This is a genomic window from Novosphingobium pentaromativorans US6-1 (genome assembly GCF_000767465.1).
Lineage (GTDB): Bacteria > Pseudomonadota > Alphaproteobacteria > Sphingomonadales > Sphingomonadaceae > Novosphingobium > Novosphingobium pentaromativorans.
On the sequence record NZ_CP009291.1, the window covers coordinates 3,704,645 to 3,730,300 of the forward strand.

The window sequence follows — 25,656 nt, forward strand, 5'->3', positions numbered from 1 at the left end:
CGCCATGCGTTGCCGGGCCATTTTGCGAAATCCCGTGACCGAGAGGCGGCTCGATCAGCCGATCTTGCGGATCCAGCCGTGGGTATCGGCTTCCTGCCCGCGCTGGATGGCGACGAGGCGGCTCTTGAGTTTCTGGGTGAGCTGGCCGGGCCCGCCCGAGCCGATGTTGAACTCTCCGTCGCGGCCGGAAACCTTGCCGACTGGGGTGACCACGGCGGCGGTGCCGCAAGCGAAAGTCTCGACAAGGCGACCCGATTGCGCATCCTCGCGCCATTGGTCGATCGAATACCGGCCTTCGGTGACGGTGAGCCCTTCCTCGCGGGCGAGGGTGAGCAGGCTGTCGCGGGTAATGCCGGGCAGGATCGTACCTGTCAGTTCCGGGGTGAGCAGGGTGCCGTCGTCGAACACGAAGTAGAGGTTCATGCCGCCCAGTTCCTCGATCCACTTGTGCTCGGCGGCATCGAGGAAGACGACCTGGTCGTGGCCGCGGGCAATTGCCTCGCCCTGCGGTACGAGGCTGGCGGCGTAGTTGCCGCCGCACTTGGCCGCACCGGTGCCGCCGGGAGCGGCGCGCGTATAGTCGCTGACCCAGATCGAGACAGCCGGGGCGCCCGACTTGAAGTAGTTGCCCGCCGGGCTGGCGATGACGATGAACTTGTACTGCTTGGCCGGACGCACGCCGAGGAAGGCCTCGGTCGCGATCATGAACGGGCGCAGGTAGAGTGAAGCGCCTTCGGCCTCGGGGATCCAGTCGCGGTCGGCCTGGACCAGGCGCTCGATGGATTCGACGAAGAGCGCTTCGGGCAGTTCGGGCATGGCGAGGCGTTCGGCCGAGCGGTTGAAGCGCGCGGCGTTGGCTTCGGGGCGGAAGAGGGCAATGCTGCCGTCCGCCTGCTTGTAGGCCTTGAGGCCCTCGAAGATTTCCTGCGCGTAGTGGAGGACAGAAGCGGCCGGATCGAGCGCGATCGGCTGGCGCGGACCGATTACGGCATCGTGCCAGCCCTGGCCATCGGTCCACTCGATCACCACCATGTGATCCGAGAAGTTCGTGCCGAAGCCCGGATTGGCAAGAATCGCAGCCCGCTGATCCGCACCGGTCGGTGCGGGGTGGGGCAGGGAAGTGAAGGTCAGGCCGGCATCGGCGAGCGTCGCCATCGAACTAGGTCCTCATCATTGTACGTGCGGCGCGCTGTTGAACAAAAATTGCGCTCAGTGCAACCGAAAAGAAATTTTGATACTTGGCTGTAATGTATTAGCATGTCGCCGCAGTGAGGCAAATTGCTGCGCGCGCAGTGGCTGCCGCAGCGGCTGAAAACATGTGCTGCCAATGGGCGCCTTACCGGCGATTCTCCAGCCTCATTTTCTCAATTCCAGGAGCAGGGATGGATGCATCGGACTGCCCGAGTCCGGTGTTACCGGCAGGCATGGGCGCTCGGCTGCTTCAGGGCCGCGCTGCTTCAGGGCGCATGGCATGAAAAAGGCCGTGCCCGGGCTTCGGGACGACCTCGATTGTTTGCTGAATGAGAATTGTTTGCTCAATGAGAATGGCCGCACCGGAAAACCGGTGCGGCCATTCGCATGGTCAGCGGCCGGAAGTGCCGCCAGCGAAAGCCTTTATCGCCTGATCAGAATTCAGCGATAATGCCTCGCGACGGAAATTGCCGACCTCTCTGCTGAACCATGAGACATCGGATCACCTCCTTTCGCGCTGTTGAGCCAAAGAACACCGCTTTCGCGGCTGGGACTTCAGGTCGTCCTGGGCGCGTTTCCCGGGGCCTTCGGTCTTGAGTATTTTTGTGTCTGATTCCGCATCGCACAACAAGTCTTGCATTCGTTTTTTTTGCGGTCATTATGATGTCTTCGGCCAGTTTTCCCCAGCTTGGAGGTCGATTTCGACCCACCGCTCGGGGTACACCCGAGTGCGGCCTGAAGAGAGCCAAAAATCACCGAAATCAGCGTTTCTCACCCTGTTTTCAGGTCCGAATCGACGTCTGGCCGGCTTGCGATTCGCCTCCATGGAGACGCGTGGCAGGCCTCGGGCGGTATCTTGCCGGAGTCTGGTGCAGGGGATCGGCAAATCGAATCAGCCGCTTGCGGTCGAATCCGCTCTCTTCGGGGAAGCCGAAATGGCGTTGTGACTAATGGTCGATTCGGAATTGCAGCCGCGTGGCGATCCCGTGGAGGTCGGTACGAGGCCGCCTTGCCATGCCTCGCGCGCAAAATGGCGCGGCGAGGCTGCATGCGAAGATCGATTCGTGGCGGCGGCCGGTTTAGCGGCAGTCTTCGATGACGCGCGAAACTTCGGTCCAGCTCGGAATGTAGAGCGCTGCCATGCCCGGCACTTGCACTGCGAAGCGACCGCGGCTGAAGGCTATGTCATCGAGCAGCGGGTCGCGGGCAGCCAGGCTTGTCGAAACGCCGCCCTGCAGCGGATTGGCGACGAGCGTGCGTTCGCCTTCGGTGGTGCGGATCGCCATCGAAACGGGCCCCGCAGCTACGCCTGCGCGGGTCAGCGACACCTTCTGTTGCTGCCGCTCGCAGCGCAGGATGAACTGGGCGCCGGCGAAACTGGCGAAAGAGCCGGTCGAACCGGGGGCGTATTGCCAGTCGCCTGGCGTCGCCGGTGCGTCGCGCCAGTCGCTAGCCGGAGGTGGCAGGGGCGTCGGTGCCGGGGTGGGCGTGGGGCGCTGTGCCGGTTGGGGCGGGGGAGCCGCCACTTGCGGAATGCAGCCGGCAAGCGCCAGGGCCCCGGTCAGGACCGAAAGGAGACGAAGCGAAACGGAGGTGGAGCGCAGGCGCGGATTTGCCTTCATGCTCCCGGTATGGAATGACAATCGCTCCATCTCAAGTACCCAGGCCCGATGACTGACCCATCTGCGCAACTATCTGTCGGAAAACCAAAGCCCGCACCCAAGGCGCGCGTCGATCAGATGCTGGTCGACCGCGGACTGGCGGAGAGTCGGACCCGCGCGCAGGCGCTGGTACTGGCCGGGCTCGTCTTTTCCGGGGAAACCAAGATTGCCAAGCCGGGGCAGAGCCTGCGCGGCGACGTGCCGCTGGAAGTACGCGGCCGCGATCACCCCTGGGTTTCGCGCGGTGGCATCAAGCTTGCCCATGCCATCGAGCATTTCGGTTTAGATCCCGCCGATGCGGTGGCGATGGACATCGGCAGTTCGACCGGCGGCTTCACCGACGTCTTGCTGACGAATGGGGCGAGCCGGGTCTTTGCCGTCGATTCCGGGACCAACCAGCTCGCCTGGAAGCTGCGGCAAGACCCGCGGGTAACTGTTCTGGAGCAGACTTCGGCGCGCATTCTCACGCCTGAGCTTATCGATGCGCCCTGCAACTGGGTGGTTTGCGATGCCAGCTTCATCGGACTTGCCAAGGTTCTGGAAGTCCCCTTGCGCCTTGCAGCCCCCGATTGCCGGCTGGTCGCGCTGATCAAGCCGCAGTTCGAGGTCGGCCGCAACGAAGTGGGGAAGGGCGGCGTCGTGCGGGACCCAGCCCTGCATGAACGTGTCTGCGCCGAGGTGCGCCAATGGCTTGAGGGTGAAGGATGGCACGTAGAGGGTATTGTCGAGAGCCCGATCAAGGGGCCGGAAGGCAATGTGGAATTTCTCGTTTCGGCACGCAGGGACGTCTAACGATTGCACCTTTGCTCCAGCCGTTACACAAATTGCCTAATTTTCATGGTCTCTTGGTGATTCGGGGGTGAATGCGGGGATGAACCTGCTTGCTTCGTCAGGTCAATTGCGTGCCAGTTTTGCGCGATGGGCTTTGGTCTTCGTGCCGGCACTGGTGCTGCTCGGCTTTCTTTCCGGCAAAATGGCCCAGAGCGGGCCGGACAATCCGTGGTTCGCCGCCTTGGTGAAGCCCGAGGTCTATCCGCCACCGGCGGCCTTCGGCATCGTCTGGATCATACTGTACGTCCTGATGGGGCTTGCGCTGGCGATGGTGGCTGCGGCTCGCGGAGCGCGGGGACGCGGCATTGCCGTGCTAGTCTTCGCCGTGCAGTTCGCGCTGAACCTTGCGTGGTCGCCGGTTTTCTTCGGCGCGCATCAGATTACCGGCGGGCTGATCGTGATCGCATTGCTCGACGTGCTGGTCCTGCTTACGGCAGTACTGTTCTATCGGGTCCGGCCGATCGCGGCGGCACTGCTGGTGCCGTATCTCGCCTGGATTCTCTTCGCGACCTACCTCAATTACGCGTTTCTCGAAGCCAATCCCAAGCTGGACGGCGTCGACGTTGCGCCTGCTGTTGAGCGTTTCGAGATCTGATCCCCCTTGCGCCGCGTTTCGGTGCGCACCATCATAGGGCCATGCAAAGCGAAAATCCCTTCATCGCCGACTTCGTCAAGATGATGAACAGCGCCGCCGGCACGTTTGCGGGCATGACGCGTGAGGCCCGTGATACCGCCAAGGAGCGCTTCAAGGAGCTCATGGGCGACATGGACTTCGTTAGCCGCGAGGAATTCGACGCCGTCAAGGACATGGCCGCGACGGCGCGCGAGGAAACCGAGACGCTGAAGAAGCAGGTCGCGGCGCTCGAGGCCAAGCTCTCCGCCAAGGGGTGATCGGTCCATCGGACGCAGATCCGGTGTCCGCCCTTTACCTGACCTTTTACGGCATCGCGGCGCTGGTCCTTGGACTGGCGCTTGGCTGTCGTGCGCGCCTGCGCTGGCCGGACGCCATGCCGCGCTGGCTGCCGGCGGCCGTGCTCGTGCCCGGTCTCCTGCCGCTTTCCTGGCATTTCCGGCGAATTTCCGACTTCGTCGCTCCGGTGTCCGGCATCATGGACCGCAGCGGCGCGGCTGCCGAACTGGAAGCGCTGGCGTTCGGCCTGCCATTCGCAGTCCTTGGCCTCTGGGGTCTCGCTATCCTCATCGCGCGGCGCCTGCCTGCCTTCGCAGCGCTGTTTCCGGCGCTGGCGACCTTGCTCTATCTTCTCGGTACAGCGCAGGCAGCGCCTCTCGTGGGAGAGGTCATCGCCGCGCGCGGGGATTGGCATGACCTGCTGATTGCCGCGCAGGTTCCGGCAAGTCTGGCCATCTGCGGTTTCCTGTGGGGCGCGCTTGGCCGTGCGGGGCTCTTCGCGCCCTGGTCCTTGCGGCGAAGGTGATCGCGCTCGGCTTGCCCCGCCCGATCAACCGTAGCACAGGGAAGCCATGCAGCTTCGCGCTCCCGCCATAGTCTGTTCCACGAGGCCGCACGGCGAAACGGCGGTGATTGCGCGCCTGCTGACACAGGAGAGCGGCATCGTTGCGGCTTACGTGGCAGGAGGTAGGGGGCGCAACCTGCGGCCCGTGGTCATTCCGGGCAACGTGGTCGATGCCGAGATCCGAGCACGATCGGAAAGCCAGTTGCCTTACGCGCGGCTCGAACTTGTCGAGAGTCGCGGGCCTTGGCTGACCGAGCCCTTGCCTTCTGCCGCCATTTCCTGGGTCACCGCGCTCACCGCGATCGCCTTGCCCGAGCGGCATCCCTATCCCGCGCTATACGATGCGCTCGAGGCCTTGCTCGATGCGATTTGCGTGGCGCCGTCCGCGCGCGGCTGGGCCTTGCCGCTGCTGTCCTACGAAGTGCTGCTGCTGCGCGAACTGGGCTACGGGGTGCCCGTGCCCCGGCCGCAGGACGAGGATTGGGTCGCAGTTCTCGACACTTTCGACAGACTGGGGCGTGAACTGGCAAGGTATCCGCTTGCTGATCGGCGCAGAGACGTTATGGCGGCGCGCGACCTGCTGCGTGAGCGGCTGGCACGTATCTGAAGCTACAAGACGAGTCTGGAGACGCCATGCGCATCGCGGTTTTTGCAGGAGACGGAATCGGACCCGAGGTCACCGAACAGGCGGTGCGCGTGCTCGAGAAGCTGGACCTGCCGGGCCTCGAACTGGTCGAAGGCGATGTTGGCGGTGCAGCCTACTACAAGCATGGCCACCCGCTGCCGCAGCAGACGCTGGACATTGCCCGTTCGAGCGATGCGATCCTGTTCGGCTCCGTGGGCGACTTTTCCTGCGACAATCTTGAACGGCACCTGCGTCCGGAGCAGGCCATCCTCGGCCTGCGCAAGGAACTTGGCCTGTTCGCGAACCTGCGCCCGGCGCGCGTGTTCCCGGGCCTTGAGGACCTGACGACGCTGCGCCGCGAAGTCGCGCAGACCATCGACCTGCTCATCGTTCGCGAACTTAACGGCGACGTCTACTTCGGCGAGAAGGGCATGCGGACGCTGGAAGACGGCCGCCGCCAGGGCTGGGACCTGATGTCCTATGCCGAGGACGAAGTGCGCCGCATCGCCCATTCGGGATTCAAGGCCGCGATGACCCGCGGCAGGAAGCTGACTTCGGTCGACAAGGCCAACGTGCTGGAAACCTCGCAGCTGTGGCGCGACGTGGTGATCGAGGTTTCGGCCGAGTATCCCGAAGTCGAACTGAGCCACATGTATGTGGACAACGCGGCAATGCAGCTCGTCAAGAATCCGGGTCAGTTCGACGTCATCGTCACCGGCAATCTTTTCGGCGATATCCTGTCGGACCAGGCCAGCATGTGCGTCGGCTCGATCGGCCTGCTCGCCTCGGCATCGCTGGCTGAAGGCTCCTTCGGCCTTTATGAGCCGATCCACGGTTCCGCGCCGGACATCGCCGGCAAGGACCTTGCCAACCCGATGGCGACGATCCTTTCCGCGGCCATGCTGCTGCGGCATAGCCTTGGCCTCGAAGCCGAAGCGGCGCGGATCGAGGCCGCCGTGGCCAAGGCGCTTGCCGACGGCATCAAGGGCGGCGATCTTGGCGGCAGTGCCGGAACGCGGGAAATCGGTGACGCCGTCGTCGAACGGTTGTAACAGGCGCAGGACTTACCCAAGGTAGTCCATAAGAAACATGGGGCGCATGAACATTACTCGTTCCGATCTTGCTCAGGCCGTGGACGTTGCCGCGCAGCCGCTCGAGCTGGCTATCGTGCTGCCGACGTTCAATGAACGCGGCAACGTTGCCGGCATGGTCGAGCGGCTCGATGCCGCGCTCAAGGGCGTGGTCTGGGAAGCCATCTTCGTTGACGACAACAGCCCGGACGGGACTTCCGACGAGGCCCGTCGCCTTTCGTTGAAAGACCCGCGCGTGCGCTGCATCCAGCGCATCGGGCGTCGCGGTCTGGCGAGCGCGGCGATCGAGGGCATGTGTTCCACCGCAGCCCCGGTGGTGGCGGTGATGGATGCCGACCACCAGCACGATCCGGAACTGCTGCCCCAGATGCTCAAGGCCGTGCAGTCGGGCGATTACGATCTCGCCTATGCCTCGCGCTTTGCGGAAGGGGCGAGCACGGAGGCGTGGGGAAGGCCTGACCGCGTCAAGGCATCGGGCATTGCCAACAGGATTGCCAACAAGGTGACCGGCGTCGAACTGACCGACCCGATGAGCGGCTATTTCATGCTGCGCACGGAAACCTTGCGTGCAGACGCCCACCGTCTTTCGGGTGTGGGCTTCAAGATCCTTCTCGACATCCTTGCCACGGTCGATCGGCCGCTTCGGGTCAAGGAATTCCCCCTCCACTTCGCCGCCCGCGCGGAAGGCGAAAGCAAGCTGGATCAGACCGTCGTGTTCGAATTTCTCATTGGTCTTTACGACAAATGGCTCGGCCGCATCATTCCGACCCGCTTCGCGCTGTTCGGCACTGTCGGCGCAATGGGCGTGGTCGTCCAGCTAGCGGCGCTGTGGATGATGCTCCACGTCGTGTTCCGTGAGCGTTTCGTCTACGGCAACTGGTCGGAAAGCGCGACGTTCAACGTGGCGAACACCATCGCCGCCGTCGTTGCGATGACATTCAACTTCGTGCTCAACAACGAGCTGACCTATTCGGACAAGCGTCTGCGCGGCTTCGTGCCGCTGATGCGCGGCTGGGCGCAGTTCGGCGTGACCTGTTCGCTGGGTCTGCTGACCAATATCGGTTCGGCCGCCATGCTCAAGACGATGGGCTTCCACGATGTCGTCGCCGTCGTGACCGGCATCATCCTCGGCTCGGTCTGGAACTTCGCGCTGTCGTCCAAGTTCGTCTGGGGCAAGTACTGATCGCAGTACGGGGCTTCCCAAGCGCATACCGACCTTAGCGAAAGGTCGGGCAAACAAAGGCTCCGCGCGGCAATCGGCGGGGCCTTTTTTGTGACCCGCGATATCAGCGCCAGCCGGGCAGCCACATCCAGAAGTTGTAGACGTCCTTTGGCAGCGGCAGCCCCGAAAGGATCGGGAAGAACAGGACGAAAAAGCCGAGGGCAAGGACGAAAGTCCCTGTGCCCACGCGCTGCCAGCGTCCCTTGCTGGCCCACATGGCATCGAGGGCAAGCGCCAGAACCCCCATCAGGAAGGCACCGGGCAGCAGGTAGTGGTAATAGAACTGCACCGGCTTGGCGTTGTAGATCCACACGCCCAGCGTCGCGGCATAGAGCAAGACGAAGGCCAGCACGTCGTGGCGCTTCTGGTAGATCGCGGCGCCGATACCCCAGAGCAGCGCCAGCAGGCCGACCATCATCGAGAACGGATTGCCCAGCATGACGATGCCGCGCTGCGTATCCTTCATGGTCTCGAACAGGTACCAGATCACCCGCAGGTCGCCGACCCATTGGTACCACACGCTGCGGTAGGGATGGGGCTTCTTCACGCTTTCCTGCAGGCGCAGCATGTACTCGTGCTGCTTGAGAAAGCCGAAAGGCGAGACCGGACGGTCGGTGTAGAACATCGCCGGCGCGTAAGTGGCCCAGTAGACCGCGAGCGGGAACAGGCCGAGCCAGAAGGCCGCCTCGATCAGCGATATGCCCTTGACCGGTCCGCCCTTGGGGCGTCCGGCAAAGGTCAGGCCGTTTTCGCGAATCCACAGGATGAGGAAGCACAGGCCCGGCAGCATGACGGCCGGCGCGCTCGTCCACTTCGCTGCTATCGAGAGGCCCAGGGCGAGCCCTGAAAGCAGCAGCCTGAAGCGCCCGGCGGCTTTCGAACCGGACCGCAGGGCCGCCGCGAACTGCCACAGGCCGACCATGCACAGGCCCGCCTCGATCATGTCCAGCATGGCGATGCGGCTCTGGACGAACCACATGAAATTGGTCGCCAGCAGCATCATCGCCGCCAGCGTCGCTGCGCGGCGATGCGAGGCGTGCCACATCAGGCGGCCGAACCCGAGCAGGCCCAATGCGCCGAACAGCGCCGAGGGCAGTCTCCACCCGATCGGACGGTCGCCCAGGAAGTGGATAGAGGTGGCGATCACTTCCTTTGCGAACATCGGATGTTCGCGGTTCGCCGGGATCAGGTCCAGCAGCTTGAGCGAGGCCGGAACGTAGTGGATCTCGTCGAAATAGTATCGCCCCGGCAGGTCGACGCGCCAGAGCAGCAGGGCAAGGAATCCGAGCGTGATGAAGAGGCACCAGCCGAGCGGATCACGGTCTTTGCGGGGGGCGAGCGGCATCGGCTTTGCGGGATAGGGGGGAACTTCCCCTCCTTCAAGGGGACGCCGAACTTGTGCGGTGGACGAAGGCACGCTGCAGGAGCGCTGCATTCGCTTGCGCTGCGCCTTGCGCGAATCTAGAGGCAGGAGCCATGAAACGCACTACCGGAATGGACCGAGCCAAGACCTCTCAATGGCGTCCCGCCACCCGCGCGATTCGCGGCGGTACATGGCGCTCGGAAATGGGTGAGACGAGCGAGGCGCTCTTCCTCACCTCGGGCTACTGCTACGACGATGCCGCGACGGTTGCCGCGCGCTTCGCCGGTGAGCAGGACGGCATGACCTACTCGCGCCTGCAGAACCCGACGGTGGCGATGCTCGAGGAACGCATTGCGTTGCTCGAAGGGGCCGAGGCGTGCCGTACACAGGCATCGGGCATGGCGGCGATGACCGCTGCGCTGCTTTGCCAGCTCTCGGCGGGCGATCACATGGTCTCGGCCCGCGCGGCCTTCGGTTCGTGCCGCTGGCTGGGCGACAGCCTGCTGCCGCGCTTCGGCATCGACGTGACCGTGATCGACGCAACCGACAATGCCGCATGGGAAGCGGCAATCCGCCCGAACACCAAGGTCTTCTTCTTCGAGACGCCCGCGAATCCCACGATGGACGTCGCCGACCTCGAGTACATCTGCGGCCTCGCCCGTTCGCGCGGGATCACTACCGTGATCGACAATGCCTTCTGCACGCCTGCACTGCAACGTCCGCTGGAATGGGGCGCGGACGTCGTTGCCTATTCGGCCACCAAGCTGATGGACGGGCAGGGCCGCGTCCTGGCGGGCGCCGTTTGCGGCAGCGAGGAATTCATCAACGAGAAGCTGCTGCCCTTCCAGCGCAACACCGGGCCGAACCTTTCGCCGTTCAACGCCTGGGTCGTGCTTAAGGGTCTCGAGACGCTCGACATGCGCGCCAGGAAGCAGAGCGAGAATGCGCTCAAGGTCGGCGAGTTCGTTGCCGGACGCGTGCCGAAGATCCTGCATCCCTGGCTGGACGGCCATCCGGGCCAGGCTCTCGCGCACAAGCAGATGGATGCCTGCGGGCCGATCTTCAGCTTCGTGCTCGATGGCGGCCGAGAGCAGGCCCATGCCTTGCTCGATGCGTTGGAGCTCATCGATATTTCGAACAATATCGGCGATTCCCGGTCGCTCATGTGTCACCCGGCCTCGACCACCCATCACAACATGGGGCCGGAAGGCAGGGAGGCCATGGGCGTTTCGGAAGGAATGCTGCGCATCAATGTCGGGCTGGAAGATCCCGACGACCTGATCGAGGACCTCGACCAGGCCCTGGCCAAGGCAGGGCTCTGAGCCCGCTGTCCCTCGGCGCCGATCCGGCGGCACTGCTCGCCGCGATCGTGGAATCGACTGACGACGCGATTGTCGGCAAGTCGCTGGAGGGACGCATCCTGAGCTGGAATCACGCGGCCGAGCGTATCTTCGGATACAAAGCCGAGGAGATTGTCGGCCGCAACGTGCGCACGCTCATCCCGGCAGATCGGCAGGGTGAGGAAGACCGCATCATCGCGGCGATCACCCGGGGTGAGCGCATTCCCACCTTCGAGACGGTCCGCCTGCGCAAGGACGGCAGCGAGGTTCACGTCGCGGTGACGGTTTCGCCGGTGCACGATGCGGGCGGCAATGTCGTTGGTGCGAGCAAGATCGCGCGCGAGATTACCGAGCGCAAGATGATGATGGCGCAGTTGCAGGAAAGCGAAGAACGCTTCCGCCTGCTGGCTGACAACATCTCGCAGCTTGCCTGGATCGCTGACAGCGAAGGCTGGATCTTCTGGTACAACAAGCGCTGGTTCGATTACACCGGGACCACGCTGGAGGCCATGCAGGGCTGGGGCTGGAAGGCCGTTCACCACCCCGACCATGTCGATCGCGTGGTCGAGCGCGTGCAGCACAGCTGGGACACCGGAGAGGACTGGGAGGACACCTTCCCCTTGCGCGGGGCTGACGGCCAATACCGCTGGTTCCTGTCCCGCGCCGTGCCGATCCGCGACGAGCGCGGCGGGATCATCTGCTGGTTCGGCACGAACACCGACGTTACCGAAATGCGCGATGCCGAGCAGCGGATCGAACTGCTGCTGCAGGAAGTCAATCACCGCTCCAAGAACATGCTGGCGATCATCCAGTCCCTCGCTCGTCGCGGCGATGCCAATGGGCCGGATTTCGTCAGGAAGCTGGAACAGCGCATCCAGGGGCTGGCTGCGAACCAGGATGTCCTTGTCCGGCGTTCGTGGTCGGACGTTCCGGTGCTGGAAATGGTCGAGGGCCAGTTGCGATCACTGGGGGAGGCGCGCTCGCAGGTGATCTGTCAGGGAGAGACGGTCATGCTCTCTCCCGGCGCAGCCGAGGCGCTGGCCATGGCCACGCACGAGATGTGCACCAATGCCATGAAGTACGGTGCGCTCTCGGTGCCCAACGGGCAGGTCTTGATCGCGTGGCAGGTCGAAGGGGCAGGCGAGGACGCGCGTTTTCGCATTTCCTGGACGGAGAGCGGTGGGCCGCCCGTATCGCCTCCGATGCGCCACGGCTTCGGTTCGCGCATCATCGTCGATGTGCCGCGCGTCAAGCTCGATGCCGCGATCGAGACGACCTATCGACCGGAAGGGTTCCGCTGGTCGCTCGATTGTAGCCTTGCTTCGATTAGCTGATTTATGGGGCGGGGCACGATCCACGCGGGGCAGGCAGTGTATCGCAGGAAACGCCGGTCAGGCAGTTGTCTCCACGATCATTCGCCGTTAGGCTGGCAAGTGTCATGAAGGAACTGTTCCAACATACGGCAATAACCGATGGCGTCACCGTTCGCGTGGCCGTCAATTTCCTGCCCGAACAATCGCGTATCGAGGCGGGGAAATGGTTCTGGGTCTATCACATCCGGATCGAGAACCATTCGGACCAGCCCCTTCAGCTTCTCACCCGTCACTGGCGCATCACCGATGGCAAGGGTGAAGTGAATGTCGTGGACGGCGATGGCGTGGTTGGCGAACAGCCGGTCATCGCGCCGGGCGGCAGTCACGATTACGTCTCGGGTTGCCCGTTGGCGACGCCGCAAGGGAGCATGGAAGGGCATTATGTCTTCCAGGGCGCAGACGGGCGCGAGGTGAAGGCGCTGATCCCGTTCTTCCCGCTTGCGGCACCGGCGACTGCGGGCTGAGAGCAGCGGTTCGTTCCGTTTCGATCTGAGCGGACGCTTGAGGCAAAGTGCTGCCTTGGCCGGCCTTACGCAAACTTCATTGCCCCCGCCGCCTGCGAGGCATAGGTAGCATTCCATGAAGCGAACGCACTTGCCCCTCAATGCCTTGCGAGTCTTCGACGCTGCAGCTCGGCACTTGTCCTTCACGCGCGCGGCCGACGAACTGGCGGTCACACCCGCTGCCGTGGGCCAGCAGATCCGTGCGCTGGAAGACCTGCTTGGCGTCGTTCTGTTCCGCCGTACGAGCAAGGGCCTGGAACTGACTGAGGAGGCCGGTTCGGGCCTTGCCGCGCTCCGCACCGGGTTCCTGCATTTCGAGGATGCGGTGCAGACGATGCAGGCGGGCCAGTCGAGCCACGTCTATACGATTGCGGCCCCGCGCGAATTTTTCGCGGCCTGGCTGGCGCCGCGTCTCGCCGCGTTCCGCGCAGCAAACCCGCAAGTGCGCTATGTCATCGTCGATGGCGAAATGACCGACTTCACCGAAGCCAACCTCGACCTGGCCGTGCGCTGGACCGACGGGCCGGGCGATCTGGAAGGGATCGCGCTGGCGCCTGCGGAATGGGCCGAGATCGGCGCGGGTGACTGGATTGGCTGGCCGGGGGATCCTTTCCCCGGCACCGAGGGCGAGACGGCCGACAAAGACAGCGAAGAGGACAAGCCCCCGATCTCGGTAAGCGATGCCGGACAGGCGGTTGCTGCTGCCGTCGCCGGGCTGGGCCGGGCACGCGTTCCCGCGCTGCTGGCCGAAGGGCTCGTCGGGCAGGGCCGCAAGGATCTCGTCCACACCGTGACCCCGTGCCGAAGGGGCTATTGGCTCGTCGCGCCGCTGCCGCAGTGGCGGCAGAAGAAAGTGCGCGCTTTGGTCAGCGCGATTACCGGGACCGACTGAGCCTTACAGCAACCGCGGATCGGGACATGTCAGCCGCGCCGATTGGGATCGAGCGCGGACCGCGAGCTTCGCGTGGTCGCTGCGACGCGGGCAGGCGCCGGGCCGGAGCCTTCAAGCGCCATCAGCGCGGCAATGCGTTTTTCGGTGGCCGGGTGCGTCGAGAACAAGTCCGAGATTCCGGTGGGCACGATGTAGAGCTGAGCGGCGGCAGGGTTGCCTTGCGCCGCATGGCTGGGGATCGCGCGGGCGGGGCCGGCTATCTTGGAAAGCGCCGAGGCGAGCGCGCGCGGATCACCCGAGATTTCGGCGGAGGCGCGGTCTGCGCCATATTCCCGGGTGCGGCTGATCGCCATCTGCACGATCATCGCCGCGAAGGGCGCCATGAGCATCGCGGCGATGGCGGCAAAGGGGCTGACCCGGTCGTTTCCGCGCCCGCCGAAGAACAGGCCGAAATTGGCGATCATCGAAATCGCGCCGGCAATCGTGGCAACCATGGTCATGATCAGGGTGTCGCGGTTGCGGATATGGCCAAGCTCGTGCGCCATGACGGCGGCGACTTCATCTTGGTTCAGCATGTCGAGCAGGCCGGTCGTCGCCGCGACGGCCGCGTTCTCGGGATTGCGGCCGGTGGCGAAGGCATTCGGGTTGGCACTGTCGACGATATAGACGCGCGGCATCGGCAGGTCTGCCCGCTGCGAAAGATCGGCAATCATCCCGTAGAATTGCGGGGCCGACCGCGAATCGACCTCGCGTGCATTGTGCATGCGCAGGACGATCTTGTCGGCGTTCCAGAAGGTGAAAAGGTTCATGCCCGCCGCCGCCACCAGCGCTATCATCGCCCCGCTGCTGCCGCCGAACATGTAGCCCAGCCCCATGAACAGCGCCGTCAGCGCCGCCAGCAGCATGGCCGTTTTCATTCCGTTCACTTCACCTGTCTCCAGATCTCGAAACCGTGGCTGGAATCTAGGGACGACGGGGGCGAAATCAATGTCGTGAGCCCCTTGGAAACATCGTCTTGCAACGCCGAAACATGGCGCTTGCCGGCGATCCGCGCTTGCCTTGACCTGCCCTATCGCACAGTTGGCGATTAGCAGAATATTGCCAAGAGCCTGACAGCCACGCGCAGGCTGCAAGACTGGGAGTTGAAATGACCTACAAGCACATCCTTTTCAGCCTTGAAGATGGCGTTGCCCGGATTGCCCTGAACGACCCCAAGACGATGAACGGTATAACCGAGGCGATGGGCCATGAGATCGTCGATGCCCTCGATCGCGCAGCGCAAGATGCCCGGGCCGTCGTGATCACGGGTGAAGGCAAGGGCTTCTGCTCGGGCGCTAATCTGACGGCAGCGCAGGACATGCTGGCAGACCCGATGCGCGATGTCGGCGGTCAGCTCGACCGGGCGTTCAATCCGGTGATCCTGGCGATCAAGACGATGGAGCAGCCGGTCATCACTGCCATTCGTGGCCCGGCCGCAGGCTTTGGCGCAGGTCTTGCGGCGGCAGGCGACATCGTGATGATGTCCGAAAACGCCTATTTCTTCTGCGCTTTCTGCCATGTCGGCCTGGTGCCCGATGGCGGCGCAACCTATTTGCTCAGCCAGGCGGTGGGCAGGGTCAGAGCCACGCAGATGATGCTTCTGGGGGAAAAGGTCGATGCGAGGACCGCCCTCGACTGGGGCCTTGCCACGAAAGTCGTGCCCGACGAGGAACTGGACGAGGCGGCCATGTCGCTTGCCCGCCAGCTGGCCGCAGGTCCGCGCTCAATCGGCATGATCAAGAAAATGGCGTGGGACGCGCTCGATTCCGGCCTCGATTCAGCCCTCCAGACAGAGCGCAGGAACCAGCGCATCGCCGGGCGCACCGAGGACTTTCTCGAGGGCGTCAGTTCCTTCATCGAAAAGCGCAAGCCCGCCTTCAAGGGGCGCTGATCGACCGGCGCCTCAGGATGCTCCCGCTTGATCCTCGAGCGGGAGCACCGAGTTGCGAATGACCAGGTCCGCCTTGAGCTCCGGTGCATCCACTGCGTCTATAGCCGGGGCGCGAATGCGAGAGACCGCTTCCTGCGCCATGGCTGCCCAGGGGATGCGCATCGACGTCATCGCCGGCCAGATCTTCGTGGCCAGCGGCGTATCGTCAAAACCCACCACCGAAATCGCATCCGGTACCATGAGGCCGGAAAGCTGGGCAGTCTGGAGGACGCCGGCAGCCATCTCGTCATTGCAGGCAATGATGGCGGTGGGGCGCGGGCTGACCTCCAGCAGCAGGCGGCCTGCCTCCATCCCGGATTCAAAGGAATTGTCGCCCGCGGCGATGAGCGCGGGGCCGCGATCGAGGTCATGGTCGGCCATCGCGTCGAGATAGCCCAGTTCGCGCTGCTGCGCGGTCAGCGAGGTTTCCGGGCCGCTGATCAGGCCGATGCGCCTATGTCCCAGCCGGATGAGCCACGCGACCAGCCCGGACATGGCCGAACGGTCATCGCAGGCAAGGCCATGTTCCCCGCGCACGCGGCCGAGGCGCACGCAGCGCGTTTCGGTCTCGTCACACAGCTGGGCAAGGTCCTCGCTCTCGGACAGGGGCGGCAGCAGGACGATCCCGGTGGGGCGGTGCTGGTCGATGAAGCTGCGCAGGCGGGTGAGCGGATCGCCTTGGACCGGACGCAGCACCAGCGAGAACTCGCTGCCCTCCATGCCGCGCAGCATTCCGCGTTCGACCGCTTCGAGGATGCCGCGATCCGAGCCGTCGTGGACAAGGGCGATCAGCGGGTTGCGCCCCCGGGCCAGCGCCCGCGCCTGCGCGTTGGGCACGAAACCCGTCTCGGCGATGATTGCCTCGACCTTGGTGCGGGTTTCCTCGCTCACCAGCGGGGACTGGTTGATGACGCGGCTGATCGTCTTTTTCGAAACGCCTGAGAGACGGGCGATATCGTTGATCGTGATGCGGGAGGCCGGAATGTGCATGGCAAGAGTGTATAACCCATTGTTACCGGTTACCAAGTCGCCGGATCGCGGTTTCAACGGGGATCTGGCGCGGGGCCTGTTACAAGCGAAAGATTGCAGAAACCCGCCATCGCGCGTAAGGGGCCACGGTTTCTGCCATTGCATCGGACCGTGATGAAGCCTGCCTCGACGCAACGCCACTATGGAATGGACTGGCTGCGCATCGGCGCTTTCGTCCTGCTCATCTTCTACCATGTCGGCTACAACTTCACGCCTTGGGGTTACCAGACACCCACGCGCGGCGCGGTAAGCTGGGCTGAAATCCCGCTGCTCGGCCTGAGCGCATGGCGGCTCTCGCTGCTGTTCGCGATCTCCGGCTATGCCAGCGCGGCGCTGCTCGGCAAGGATGGCAGTACCGGCGCATTTTTCCGGAGCCGACTGGCGCGACTGGGCATTCCGCTGGTCTTTGGCCTAATCGTGGTTGTGCCGCCGCAGCCCTACATGGGGCTGGTCAATTCCGGCTACGAGCACGGCTATCTCTATTACCTGATCCACGATGCCTTTACCTTCCGCACCGTGCGCTACGAATATGTGCCCCGGGTGATGCACTTGTGGTTCGTGGTCTATCTGCTGGCCTATACCGTGCTGTTCTGCGGTTTACGGGCGATCCTGCCCGAAGCGCTGCGGGCGAAGATCCGTGTCGGTACGGAGAAGGCTCTTGCAGGCCCCATGCTGCTGCCGCTGGGCATCGTCTTCGTCTATCTGGTGCGTGAGTATTTGCCCTTCGGCTGGACCGACATGCACAGCATCCTCGTCGACCGGGCCGCGCACCTGCATTACCTGGCGATGTTCCTGTTCGGCTTCCTGCTGCGCCAGTCCGACCCGGTGAGGCAGGCAATCGCGCGGCAGTGGAAGGTCGCGGCTGTTCTTGCCACGGCCGGTTTCATCTGGGCGGCGGGCAACGCCTACCTCTATCCCGGCAATATCCCGACGCCGCGCGAATGGCAGGCGCCGCTATACTTTGCCAAGGCCGTGCAGAGCTGGAGCACGATCATCGCCCTGTTCGGGATCGCGGATCGCTTCTGGAACCATGATGCGCGCTGGCGGGCGACTTTGGCCGAGGCCGTCTTCCCGGTCTATATAGCGCACCAGACGATCATGGTCTTCGTCAGCTACTGGCTGCGTGACAAGGGGCTGACGGCTCTGCCCGAATTCCTGCTGCTGTGCAGCTCGGTGGCGGTAGGCTCGTGGCTCTTCTACCTGATCGGCCGGGAGATCGGACCGCTCCGCCCGCTGATCGGTCTCAAGCGGGAAAAGCCCGCGAAGCGCGCAAAGCAGGCCGAACCGGCTTTCGCTTCGGTCTAGTCTGACAGGAAGTCGGCGATGTCCCGGGCGATCCGGCCCGGAATTTCGAAGTTCAGCATGTGCCCGGCATCGGCATAGTCGATCCGGGTTGCGCCTGTGCCGCACGAGGCGATGGCATCGCCGATGCGCCTGAAATCCTCGGTGTCCAGTCCGCCGGTAAGTAGCAAGGTCGGCATCGCCAGCTTGTCGAGACGGTCGAGGTCGGGTGGTGCGTGGCGCTGGTTGTCCTGCACCCACTGCTGACCGTGGAAGGCTTCGATCGACGCCTTGAGGACAGGGGCGGCGGCGCTGGCGCGGGTGCTTTCGAAGAGGGGGTGCTGCCACCATAGCGCACGGGCGCCGGCCATGTCCCCGGATCGCGCGGCGCGGCCTATCTGCTTCCAGCGTTCGATCCATTCGCTCGACCATGACCAGCCGACCATCAACGGGCTGACCAGGATCAGGCGGCGTACCCGATCGGGATGATCCAACGCGAAGTTGAGCGCAGTGGCTCCGCCCAGCGACATGCCGCACAGGTCCACACGCTCGAGTTCCAGCGCATCGAGCAGGGCGAGGAGATCTTCACCGTGGGAATAGGCGGCGTCGGTCGGCGCAGGGGAATCTCCGAAGCCGCGCTGGTCGTAGGCGATCAGTGCAAGCTCAGGGGGCAGTTCGTCGATCAGGTCCTGCCAATCGCGGTGCGATGCGCCGAACCCGTGGATGAGGACCAGCGGCACTCCTTCGCCATCGCGCCTTACGCCGCGAAGCGCGGCGCCCCTGGCCTCGACGGTAAAGGGTTCGAACGGCATGGCCTGCCTGTCCGTTCCCGGAATCGTTACATGCGCTCCGCGAAACCGCCGTAGCGACCGCGGTGAAACAGCATCGGGTCGTCCTCGCGCACGGATTCCATGCGAAGAACCTCGCCCATGGCGAACCAATGGTCTCCGGCTTCGGTCACCGAATAGAGCTGGCATTCGATGCAGGCGATCGAATTGGCGATGATCGGCAGGTCGTGGTCCGAGATCGTGAATTCCACCCCGACGAACTTGTCATCGCCCTTGGCGCTGGCAGAACGACACACGTCCAGCTGGTCGCTGGCCATCACGTTGACGCAGAACCGACCCGCCTTCTCGATCACGGGCCAAGAGGTCGATTTCTTGTCGGGAAAGAAGCCGACCAGCGGCGGATCGAGCGAAACCGATGTGAACGAGCCCACGACCATCCCGGCGGGCTTGTCTCCATCCATGGCGGTAACAACGCAGACCCCGGTCGGATAACTGCCAAGGACCTTGCGGAAATCGGCCTGGTCGATCGTAGTCTCACTCACGCAGTGTCTTCCTTCCTCGCGGCAATTGCAGGGCCGCACCTTCCAAGTTCAAAAGCTTGCACTCGCCAGGACCGGCAGACTCTTCATCCTGCTAGCCCAAGTTCGAGAACTGACGGCGCCGTCCTGCCCGTTCGTGCACGAGGGGACAAGGGGGGAATATCGCCCGGACGGCCAAGTCTTGGCGTTCGGTAGAGCCCGCTCGACGAGAATCCGTCAGGAGACAAGTTTAATCGGACGATTAAAAAACTTGCCGTTGCCCCTCCAAAAGTGCAGGGGTTGAGGCTGCAGGACATGGCTTGACGAGGTTGTGCCAGACAGTCGGCGCGAGGTTTGCGCGCGGGAGAAACGATTGGTCCGAGGCTCGCATGATGACACTGATGAAGGTGCAATATGGCTACTGCAGAATGGATCTCCGAAACGCCTGTCGCTGCAGGGGTGGCCCAGTTCTTCATCGTGCCGCAAACCGGCGCTTGCCAGGACCATCCCTTCATGGGCGAGAACATGACCGTGACGATGGCGCTCTCCCGCGCCAAGGACATCATAGAGACGATCGGCTGACACTTTTGCGGCAACCGCATGGGATCGGGGCGCGTTCCCGGTCCTGTACGAACCGTCTGAGGAGCATACCGATGAACAAGACTTCCCTGATCTGCGCCGCGGCCCTTGCCATGGCACTGGCCGCCTGTTCCCAGGAGCAGCCGGCACCGACGCCGAGCGAGACGGCCACGCAGGCTGCGGTCGTGGAAGAGATGAAGATTCCCGAGGCGCTGCGCGGGCGCTGGGGCCTCGTTCCTGCCGATTGCACCAGCACGGCAGGGGATGCAAAGGGCCTGATGACCGTCGGCGAGGATAGCCTGAAGTTCTACGAATCGGCCGCGGAACTGGGGCCCATCAAGGAAGTCGGCGACGACAGCATCAGCGCTTCCTATCAATTCACCGGAGAGGGCCAGAGCTGGATCCGCGAAGTGGCCTTGTCGACCCCCGACGGTGGCAAGACGCTGGTTCGCGAAGATACCGGACCGGATGCCTCGCCCGAACCGCTAACCTACAGCAAATGCCCATAAGGGCAGCCCCGGGGAACCGGGGCCAGAAGAAGACGAGACCGAGGGACAAGCATGACTGACCAGTTTGGGTTGACGGAGGATCAACTCGCGATCCAGGAGACCGCGCGCAAGTTCACCGCCGACATGATCACGCCCTTCGCGGCGGAGTGGGACGAAAAACAGCACTACCCGGTCGACGTGTGGAAGGCGGCCGGTGCGCTTGGCTTCGGCGGGATCTATGTGTCCGAGGAAGGCGGCGGCATCGGTCTCGGCCGCCTTGACGCGGCCCTGATCATGGAAGCCATGGCCTATGGCTGCCCGGCGACTTCGGCCTACATCTCGATCCACAACATGTGTGCGTGGATGGTCGACGGTTTCGCCGACCAGCAGCTCAAGGACCGCTACCTGCCCGATCTGGTGGCGATGGAAAAGATCGCCTCCTATTGCCTTACCGAGCCCGGTTCGGGGTCTGATGCGGCAGCGCTGAAGACTTCGGCGCGGCGCGATGGCGATCACTACGTCCTCAACGGCACAAAGCAGTTCATCTCGGGCGGCGGCGTCAATGACGTCTATCTCGTCATGGCGCGCACGAGCGATCACAAGTCCCGCGGGATTTCGTGCTTCCTCGTCGAGAAGGATACCCCGGGCGTCAGCTTCGGCGCGCCGGAGAAGAAGCTGGGCTGGAACGCTTCGCCCACCGCGCAGGTGATCTTCGAGGATGCACGCATCCCGGCAGAGAACCGCGTGGGCGCTGAAGGCGACGGCTTCAAGTTCGCCATGGCCGGACTCGACGGCGGGCGCCTGAACATCGGCGCATGTTCGCTTGGCGGTGCGCAGCGTTGCCTAGACGAGGCGATCCAGTACGTTCAGGAACGCAAGCAGTTCGACCGGTCGATTGCGGAGTTCCAGAACACCCAGTTCACGCTTGCGCAGATGGCCGCCGATCTCGAGGCTGCCCGCGCGCTGCTCTACCTGGCGGCGGTGAAGGTCACGGCCAAGACTTCGGACAGGACGCGCTTTGCCGCCATGGCCAAGATGATTGCCAGCGATACCGGCTCCTCGGTCGTCGACCGCGCGCTGCAGCTGTTCGGCGGCTATGGTTATCTCAAGGACTATCCGATCGAGCGTTTCTGGCGCGATCTTCGCGTGCATCGCATCCTCGAAGGCACCAATGAAGTGATGCGCATGATCATCGGACGGGACCTGCTCAAGTGATGACGGACGAACTGATTATCCGGCACGATGGCGTCGCCGGTCACATCTCGCTCAATCGCCCGAAGGCGATCCATGCCCTGACGCTCAACATGTGCCGGGGCATGGCCTCTGCGCTGGCGGACTGGGGGAATGATGACAATATCGCCGCGATCATGATCGATCACAGCGAGGGCAGGGGATTCTGCTCGGGCGGCGACATCAACCTGCTGCGCAAGTCGGCCCTTAACGACGGCGGCATTTCGGGACGGCGGTTCTTCTACGAGGAATACCAGCTCAACAACCAGATCTTCAATTTCGCCAAGCCGATCGTCGCCTTCATGGATGGCATCACGATGGGCGGGGGCGTGGGCATCTCGCAGCCGGCGCGCTTCCGCGTCGCGACCGAGAACACTCGCTTCGCCATGCCCGAGACCGGCATCGGTCTGTTCCCCGACGTGGGCGGGGGCTGGTTCCTCTCGCGCCTGGAAGGGCGCATCGGCCAGTTCCTCGCGGTGACCGGCGCGCGCCTGAAGGGCGAGGACTGCCTCTGGGCTGGCCTTGCCACCCACTATCTGCCCAGCGATGCGCTGGAAGAAGCCAAGCGCCGCATCGCCGCCGGGCACGAGATCGCCAATGTGCTCAGCGCCTTGTCGGTATCCCCGCCGGCCTCGCAGCTTGCCGCGAACGAAGCCTTGATCCGCAAGCACTTCGCCTTCGATACCCTGGAAGAGATCCTGGCCTCGCTGGAAAGCGAAGACAGCGAATGGGCTGCCAAGGAACTGGCGGCGCTCAGGACCAAGAGCCCGCAAGCCTGCAAGGTCTCGCTGCGCCAGTTGGCCGAATCGCTCAAGCTTTCGACCTTCACCCAGAACATGGCGATGGAATACCGTATCGGTTCGCGGGTTCTGACGCTGCCCGATTTCGCCGAAGGCGTGCGTGCGGTGATTGTCGACAAGGATAACGAGCCTAAATGGAACCCGGCAACGCCTGCCGGCGTGACCGACGCGATGCTGGACGCGATCTTCGCGCCGCTCCCCAAAGAAGAGGAATGGAAGCCTTTATGAGCTACGAAACGATCCTGGTCGAACAGAAGGGTGCGGTCACCCTGATCACGCTGAACCGTCCGAAGGCGCTCAATGCGCTCAACTCGCAGGTCCTGTCCGAACTGATCGATGCCTTCGCCGCTTACGAAGCCGATGCCTCGCAGCTGTGCGCGGTCATCACCGGTTCGGGCGACAAGGCATTCGCGGCCGGCGCCGACATCAAGGAGATGTCCGACAAGCCGAGCGCGGAGTTCTATTCGGAGGATTTCTTCGCTGGCTGGACGGCGCAGATCGTCAAGACGACCCGCAAGCCCTGGATCGCGGCGGTCAATGGCTTCGCGCTGGGTGGCGGCTGCGAACTGGCAATGATGGCAGACTTCATCATCGCATCGGAAAACGCCAAGTTCGGCCAGCCAGAGATCAAGCTCGGCGTCGCTCCCGGCATGGGCGGATCGCAGCGCCTGACCCGCGCCGTGGGCAAGTCCAAGGCGATGGACATGTGCCTCACGGGCCGCATGATGGACGCCGCCGAAGCGGAGCGCTCGGGCCTTGTCAGCCAGGTGGTCCCCGCCGACCAACTACTCGACGTCGCTATGAAGTCGGCCCAGGCCATCGCCTCGATGCCGCCGCTCGCCGCGATGATGAACAAGGAAATGGTCAACATCGCCTTCGAGACGACGCTCGATACCGGCCTCGTCATGGAGCGACGCATGTTCCAGGTCCTCACCGCCACCGAGGACAAGGCCGAAGGCATGGCCGCATTCGTCGAGAAGCGGCCGGGCGTCTGGAAGGGCAAGTAAGTCCGACCGGCCATTGGGAAAGAGACGCGCGGACCAGCACTCTGGCTAACTGTCCGCGCGTCCTTGCGGCGCTGGATGCCGGGAAGGGCAATTTTGGGAGCATGACATGAAGATCGCGTTCATCGGACTTGGCAACATGGGCGGCGGCATGGCCGCCAACCTCGTCAAGGCGGGCCACGAAGTCCACGCCTTCGACTTGTCCGAGGAGGCGCTGGCCAAGGCGGCAGAGCATGGCTGCGCGACATATTCGGCGGTTCCCGAGGCCGTCGCCGGTGTCGATGCGGTCGTCACGATGCTTCCCAACGGCGCGATCGTGAAGGGCGTCTATACCAAGGACGTGATCGGCAAGGCCCCTGAGGGCGCACTGTTCCTCGACTGCTCGACGATCGATCTTGCCACTGCCCGCGAAGTCGCTGGCCTCGCCGAGGCGGCGGGCTACCAGATGGTCGATGCGCCGGTGTCGGGCGGTATCGCGGCGGCTAACGGCGGCACGCTCACGTTCATGGTCGGCGGCAGCGATGCGGCATTCGAGAAGGCGAAGACCGTTCTCGATCCGATGGCCAAGGCGGTGATCCATGCCGGTGCGATCGGCAGCGGGCAGGTTGCCAAGATGTGCAACAACATGCTGCTCGCGATCCACATGATCGGCACCTGCGAGGCGCTTGCCCTGGCCGAGAAGGCGGGGCTCGATCCGCAGAAGTTCTATGAGATCAGCTCGAAGTCGACGGGCTACAACTGGTCGCTCAATGACTATACCCCCGCGCCCGGCATCGGGGCGACGAGCCCGGCCGACAACGGCTATCAGGGCGGCTTCGCTTCGGCCCTGATGCTCAAGGACCTGCGCCTCGCGATGGAAGGCGCACAGACCGCGGGGGCCAGCGTCCCCATGGGTGAGCACGCCAAGGCGATCTACGAGGCTTTCGTGGAAGCCGGAAACGGCGGCAAGGACTTCGGCGCCATCTACACGACGCTTTGACCTGACCTATTTCGCCTGCCGCCGCTCGATCTCGAAACGTGGCAGGCGCATTCCCTTGGTGCGGCTGGTGAGGTGGAATTGCCGGCACAACTCGCAGCGATAGGGCCGCAGAGGGAAAGGCGCCTTTTCGGCCACGCGCAGCGCTTCCTCCTCGTTGGAGTAGCGGGCCTTGCGCCGGCAGATGCCCAGGCGAGTGCGCACCGCGATCAGCCCAGCAGTTGCGGGCCGAGCAGCGAGAGGATCTTCACGTCGATGGCATAGCCATCCTCGCGATAAGCGGCGATGGCCTGTTCGATGCCCGGCAGCGGCACGCGGTGGACGACGATGTCCTCGCTGTCGACGCCGCCGCCTTCACCGATCTTGACCAGATCGTGCGCGCGAAACAGCGTGAAGCTTTCGCTCACCATGCCGGGTGACGAGAAGAACTCGCCGATCTTCTCCATGCGGCCCGCACGATAGCCAGTTTCCTCTTCCAGTTCGCGGGCAGCGGCAACGGAAGGATCTTCGCCCTCGTGTTCGTCATGATCGCCGACGAGACCGGCGGGAAGCTCGATGCAACGCCGGCCGAGCGGAACGCGGTACTGGTCGACGAGGATGACGTGATCGTCTTCGTCGACGGCCAGGATCACGGCCGCATGGATGCCGCGGGCGCGTCCGACATATTCCCAGCGGCCGCGGCGCTTGGTGGTGATGAAGCGCCCCTCCCACATGATCTCTTCGGGGGCATCGGCATCTGCAGTCATACTTCGATCAGCCTGTCGGGGATTTCGTTTATGTCGCCATCGGCGCGGGGGAAGTGCGGGGCCACGATCGCGCCGACCTTCTCGACCGCCGCGCACATGCCCTCGGCAATGCGGCCCTCGCGCACATGGGCGAGCATCGCGCTCATCGCCTCGCCCCAGACTTCGGGATCGACCTTGGTGGCGATCGCTTCGTCGGCGACGATCTCGGCGCGGTGTTCGCGCATGGAGAGATAGATCAGCACGCCGGTACGACCCAATGTGCGGCGTTCCGCGCCGATCCGGAAAGCGCGGATTGCGCGTTCATGCACCCGCGCGGTCTTCACCGGCGGGGGGATCAGCCAGAACTTGAGCGGCTGCCAGAACTGGATGAGCAGGACCGCGGCGAACTTGAGCGTCGCAATCCCGGCCGCCAGCGTGAATAGCGCGCGCGGGCTCCATTGGTGGCCCCAGTCGGCGATGAGCCGGTCGTAGAGGCCGATGTAGAAATCGGGCGCGATCGCCAGCGCCGAAAGCGCGAGCAGGGCCGCGAGCGCAGCCCATGCCAGCGCGATGTCGGTATAGCCGTCGGAGCGGTCGGCCAGGATTGTCACGATCTCGCCGGCGCTCTGCAGTTCGGCCTGCGTCACGGCGGCGCTGATCTGGACGTGGTCCTGCTCGGAAAGGTAGGTGGGTGAGGGCATT

At 64.0% G+C, this 25,656-nt stretch carries 29 protein-coding genes; 19 read left to right on the forward strand and 10 right to left on the reverse strand.

The genetic code is table 11. The features are described 5' to 3' along the window. Positions 1-54: 54 nt before the first annotated feature. Both JI59_RS17365 and JI59_RS17370 read right to left on the reverse strand, forming a co-directional pair. Positions 55-1,155 carry a branched-chain amino acid aminotransferase gene (locus JI59_RS17365; protein WP_007011353.1) on the reverse strand — a complete coding sequence of 367 codons (1,101 nt, stop codon included), beginning with the start codon at positions 1,153-1,155 and terminating at the stop codon, positions 55-57. Positions 1,156-2,270: 1,115 nt separating this feature from the next. After that, entirely contained in the window at positions 2,271-2,813 is a 543-nt protein-coding gene (locus tag JI59_RS17370) for a hypothetical protein (RefSeq protein ID WP_038576479.1), read from the reverse strand. A 48-nt stretch (positions 2,814-2,861) separates the two neighbouring features. Here JI59_RS17370 and JI59_RS17375 point away from each other — a divergent pair, with 48 nt between their 5' ends. From JI59_RS17375 to JI59_RS17405, 7 genes are all read left to right on the forward strand, one after another. Beyond that, positions 2,862-3,644: a TlyA family RNA methyltransferase gene (locus tag JI59_RS17375; RefSeq protein WP_038576482.1), complete on the forward strand. Its 783-nt coding sequence runs from the start codon at positions 2,862-2,864 to the stop codon at positions 3,642-3,644. Between the two features lie 79 nt (positions 3,645-3,723). After that, positions 3,724-4,278, forward strand: a complete 555-nt coding sequence (locus tag JI59_RS17380) for a TspO/MBR family protein (protein WP_038576486.1) — start codon at positions 3,724-3,726, stop codon at positions 4,276-4,278. A 41-nt stretch (positions 4,279-4,319) separates the two neighbouring features. Continuing rightward, positions 4,320-4,574: an accessory factor UbiK family protein gene (locus JI59_RS17385; protein ID WP_007011348.1), complete on the forward strand. Its 255-nt coding sequence runs from the start codon at positions 4,320-4,322 to the stop codon at positions 4,572-4,574. A gap of 23 nt (positions 4,575-4,597) precedes the next feature. Then, positions 4,598-5,119: a hypothetical protein gene (locus JI59_RS17390; protein ID WP_238532451.1), complete on the forward strand. Its 522-nt coding sequence runs from the start codon at positions 4,598-4,600 to the stop codon at positions 5,117-5,119. Positions 5,120-5,165: 46 nt separating this feature from the next. After that, positions 5,166-5,765 carry a DNA repair protein RecO gene (gene recO, locus JI59_RS17395; RefSeq protein ID WP_038576489.1) on the forward strand — a complete coding sequence of 200 codons (600 nt, stop codon included), beginning with the start codon at positions 5,166-5,168 and terminating at the stop codon, positions 5,763-5,765. A 26-nt stretch (positions 5,766-5,791) separates the two neighbouring features. Further along, entirely contained in the window at positions 5,792-6,835 is a 1,044-nt protein-coding gene (gene leuB / locus JI59_RS17400; protein ID WP_007011345.1) for a 3-isopropylmalate dehydrogenase, read from the forward strand. Between the two features lie 46 nt (positions 6,836-6,881). Further along, positions 6,882-8,057, forward strand: coding sequence for a glycosyltransferase (locus tag JI59_RS17405; RefSeq protein ID WP_038576492.1), 1,176 nt, complete (start codon positions 6,882-6,884; stop codon positions 8,055-8,057). Between the two features lie 103 nt (positions 8,058-8,160). Here JI59_RS17405 and JI59_RS17410 read toward each other — a convergent pair whose 3' ends face one another. Beyond that, positions 8,161-9,441, reverse strand: a complete 1,281-nt coding sequence (locus tag JI59_RS17410) for a phospholipid carrier-dependent glycosyltransferase (protein ID WP_007011343.1) — start codon at positions 9,439-9,441, stop codon at positions 8,161-8,163. Between the two features lie 131 nt (positions 9,442-9,572). Here JI59_RS17410 and JI59_RS17415 point away from each other — a divergent pair, with 131 nt between their 5' ends. From JI59_RS17415 to JI59_RS17430, 4 genes are all read left to right on the forward strand, one after another. Further along, positions 9,573-10,781, forward strand: coding sequence for a trans-sulfuration enzyme family protein (locus JI59_RS17415; protein ID WP_038576495.1), 1,209 nt, complete (start codon positions 9,573-9,575; stop codon positions 10,779-10,781). A gap of 32 nt (positions 10,782-10,813) precedes the next feature. After that, positions 10,814-12,133, forward strand: a complete 1,320-nt coding sequence (locus JI59_RS17420; RefSeq protein WP_275042269.1) for a PAS domain S-box protein — start codon at positions 10,814-10,816, stop codon at positions 12,131-12,133. A 104-nt stretch (positions 12,134-12,237) separates the two neighbouring features. Further along, positions 12,238-12,636, forward strand: a complete 399-nt coding sequence (apaG, locus tag JI59_RS17425) for a Co2+/Mg2+ efflux protein ApaG (RefSeq protein ID WP_007011340.1) — start codon at positions 12,238-12,240, stop codon at positions 12,634-12,636. 115 nt (positions 12,637-12,751) lie between these two features. Continuing rightward, complete coding sequence (locus tag JI59_RS17430; protein ID WP_007011339.1) at positions 12,752-13,567, forward strand: LysR family transcriptional regulator; 816 nt, start codon at positions 12,752-12,754, stop codon at positions 13,565-13,567. Positions 13,568-13,596: 29 nt separating this feature from the next. On the opposite strand, the gene htpX is transcribed toward JI59_RS17430, so the two are convergent. Further along, on the reverse strand, positions 13,597-14,493 hold the full coding sequence (htpX, locus tag JI59_RS17435) for a zinc metalloprotease HtpX (RefSeq protein ID WP_007011338.1): 897 nt from the start codon (positions 14,491-14,493) through the stop codon (positions 13,597-13,599). 221 nt (positions 14,494-14,714) lie between these two features. Here htpX and JI59_RS17440 point away from each other — a divergent pair, with 221 nt between their 5' ends. Continuing rightward, positions 14,715-15,497: an enoyl-CoA hydratase-related protein gene (locus JI59_RS17440; protein WP_007011337.1), complete on the forward strand. Its 783-nt coding sequence runs from the start codon at positions 14,715-14,717 to the stop codon at positions 15,495-15,497. Positions 15,498-15,509: 12 nt separating this feature from the next. Here the strand turns inward: JI59_RS17440 and JI59_RS17445 are convergent, their stop codons facing one another. Next, a complete protein-coding gene (locus JI59_RS17445) occupies positions 15,510-16,526 on the reverse strand; it encodes a LacI family DNA-binding transcriptional regulator (RefSeq protein WP_007011336.1) in 1,017 nt (338 codons plus the stop codon). Positions 16,527-16,679: 153 nt separating this feature from the next. Between JI59_RS17445 and JI59_RS17450 the strand changes: the two genes are divergently transcribed. Then, positions 16,680-17,870 (forward strand): acyltransferase family protein, encoded by a 1,191-nt coding sequence (locus JI59_RS17450; protein WP_038576501.1) that lies wholly within the window; start codon positions 16,680-16,682, stop codon positions 17,868-17,870. Here the strand turns inward: JI59_RS17450 and JI59_RS17455 are convergent. Together JI59_RS17455 and JI59_RS17460 are read right to left on the reverse strand one after the other, a co-directional pair. After that, entirely contained in the window at positions 17,867-18,658 is a 792-nt protein-coding gene (locus JI59_RS17455; protein WP_007011334.1) for an alpha/beta fold hydrolase, read from the reverse strand. The two genes, JI59_RS17450 and JI59_RS17455, sit on opposite strands and share 4 nt — an antisense overlap. A 26-nt stretch (positions 18,659-18,684) precedes the next feature. Further along, positions 18,685-19,176: a flavin reductase family protein gene (locus JI59_RS17460; RefSeq protein ID WP_007011333.1), complete on the reverse strand. Its 492-nt coding sequence runs from the start codon at positions 19,174-19,176 to the stop codon at positions 18,685-18,687. Positions 19,177-19,566: 390 nt separating this feature from the next. Here JI59_RS17460 and JI59_RS27125 point away from each other — a divergent pair, with 390 nt between their 5' ends. The 6 genes from JI59_RS27125 (at position 19,567) to mmsB (ending at position 24,232) form a co-directional block, all read left to right on the forward strand. After that, positions 19,567-19,734, forward strand: coding sequence for a hypothetical protein (locus JI59_RS27125; protein ID WP_007011331.1), 168 nt, complete (start codon positions 19,567-19,569; stop codon positions 19,732-19,734). A 71-nt stretch (positions 19,735-19,805) separates the two neighbouring features. Then, positions 19,806-20,240: a hypothetical protein gene (locus tag JI59_RS17465; protein ID WP_007011332.1), complete on the forward strand. Its 435-nt coding sequence runs from the start codon at positions 19,806-19,808 to the stop codon at positions 20,238-20,240. Between the two features lie 51 nt (positions 20,241-20,291). Continuing rightward, the gene (locus JI59_RS17470) at positions 20,292-21,434 is read left to right on the forward strand and encodes an acyl-CoA dehydrogenase family protein (protein WP_007011330.1); all 1,143 of its coding nucleotides are present in this window, start codon (positions 20,292-20,294) and stop codon (positions 21,432-21,434) included. Continuing rightward, the gene (locus JI59_RS17475; RefSeq protein ID WP_038576505.1) at positions 21,434-22,477 is read left to right on the forward strand and encodes an enoyl-CoA hydratase/isomerase family protein; all 1,044 of its coding nucleotides are present in this window, start codon (positions 21,434-21,436) and stop codon (positions 22,475-22,477) included. Before JI59_RS17470 ends, JI59_RS17475 begins: the two co-directional genes overlap by 1 nt. After that, the gene (locus JI59_RS17480; RefSeq protein WP_007011328.1) at positions 22,474-23,256 is read left to right on the forward strand and encodes an enoyl-CoA hydratase-related protein; all 783 of its coding nucleotides are present in this window, start codon (positions 22,474-22,476) and stop codon (positions 23,254-23,256) included. Before JI59_RS17475 ends, JI59_RS17480 begins: the two co-directional genes overlap by 4 nt. A gap of 106 nt (positions 23,257-23,362) precedes the next feature. Continuing rightward, complete coding sequence (gene mmsB, locus JI59_RS17485) at positions 23,363-24,232, forward strand: 3-hydroxyisobutyrate dehydrogenase (protein WP_007011327.1); 870 nt, start codon at positions 23,363-23,365, stop codon at positions 24,230-24,232. Positions 24,233-24,238: 6 nt separating this feature from the next. On the opposite strand, the gene JI59_RS17490 is transcribed toward mmsB, so the two are convergent. Genes JI59_RS17490 through JI59_RS17500 form a run of 3 tightly spaced genes read right to left on the reverse strand, consistent with a single transcriptional unit; the run spans position 24,239 to position 25,655 of the window. Beyond that, positions 24,239-24,433: a hypothetical protein gene (locus JI59_RS17490; RefSeq protein ID WP_007011326.1), complete on the reverse strand. Its 195-nt coding sequence runs from the start codon at positions 24,431-24,433 to the stop codon at positions 24,239-24,241. A gap of 5 nt (positions 24,434-24,438) precedes the next feature. Then, positions 24,439-24,975 carry an NUDIX hydrolase gene (locus tag JI59_RS17495; RefSeq protein ID WP_007011325.1) on the reverse strand — a complete coding sequence of 179 codons (537 nt, stop codon included), beginning with the start codon at positions 24,973-24,975 and terminating at the stop codon, positions 24,439-24,441. Further along, a complete protein-coding gene (locus JI59_RS17500; protein ID WP_007011324.1) occupies positions 24,972-25,655 on the reverse strand; it encodes a TPM domain-containing protein in 684 nt (227 codons plus the stop codon). The genes JI59_RS17495 and JI59_RS17500 overlap by 4 nt, the downstream gene beginning before the upstream one ends. Position 25,656: the final 1 nt, after the last annotated feature.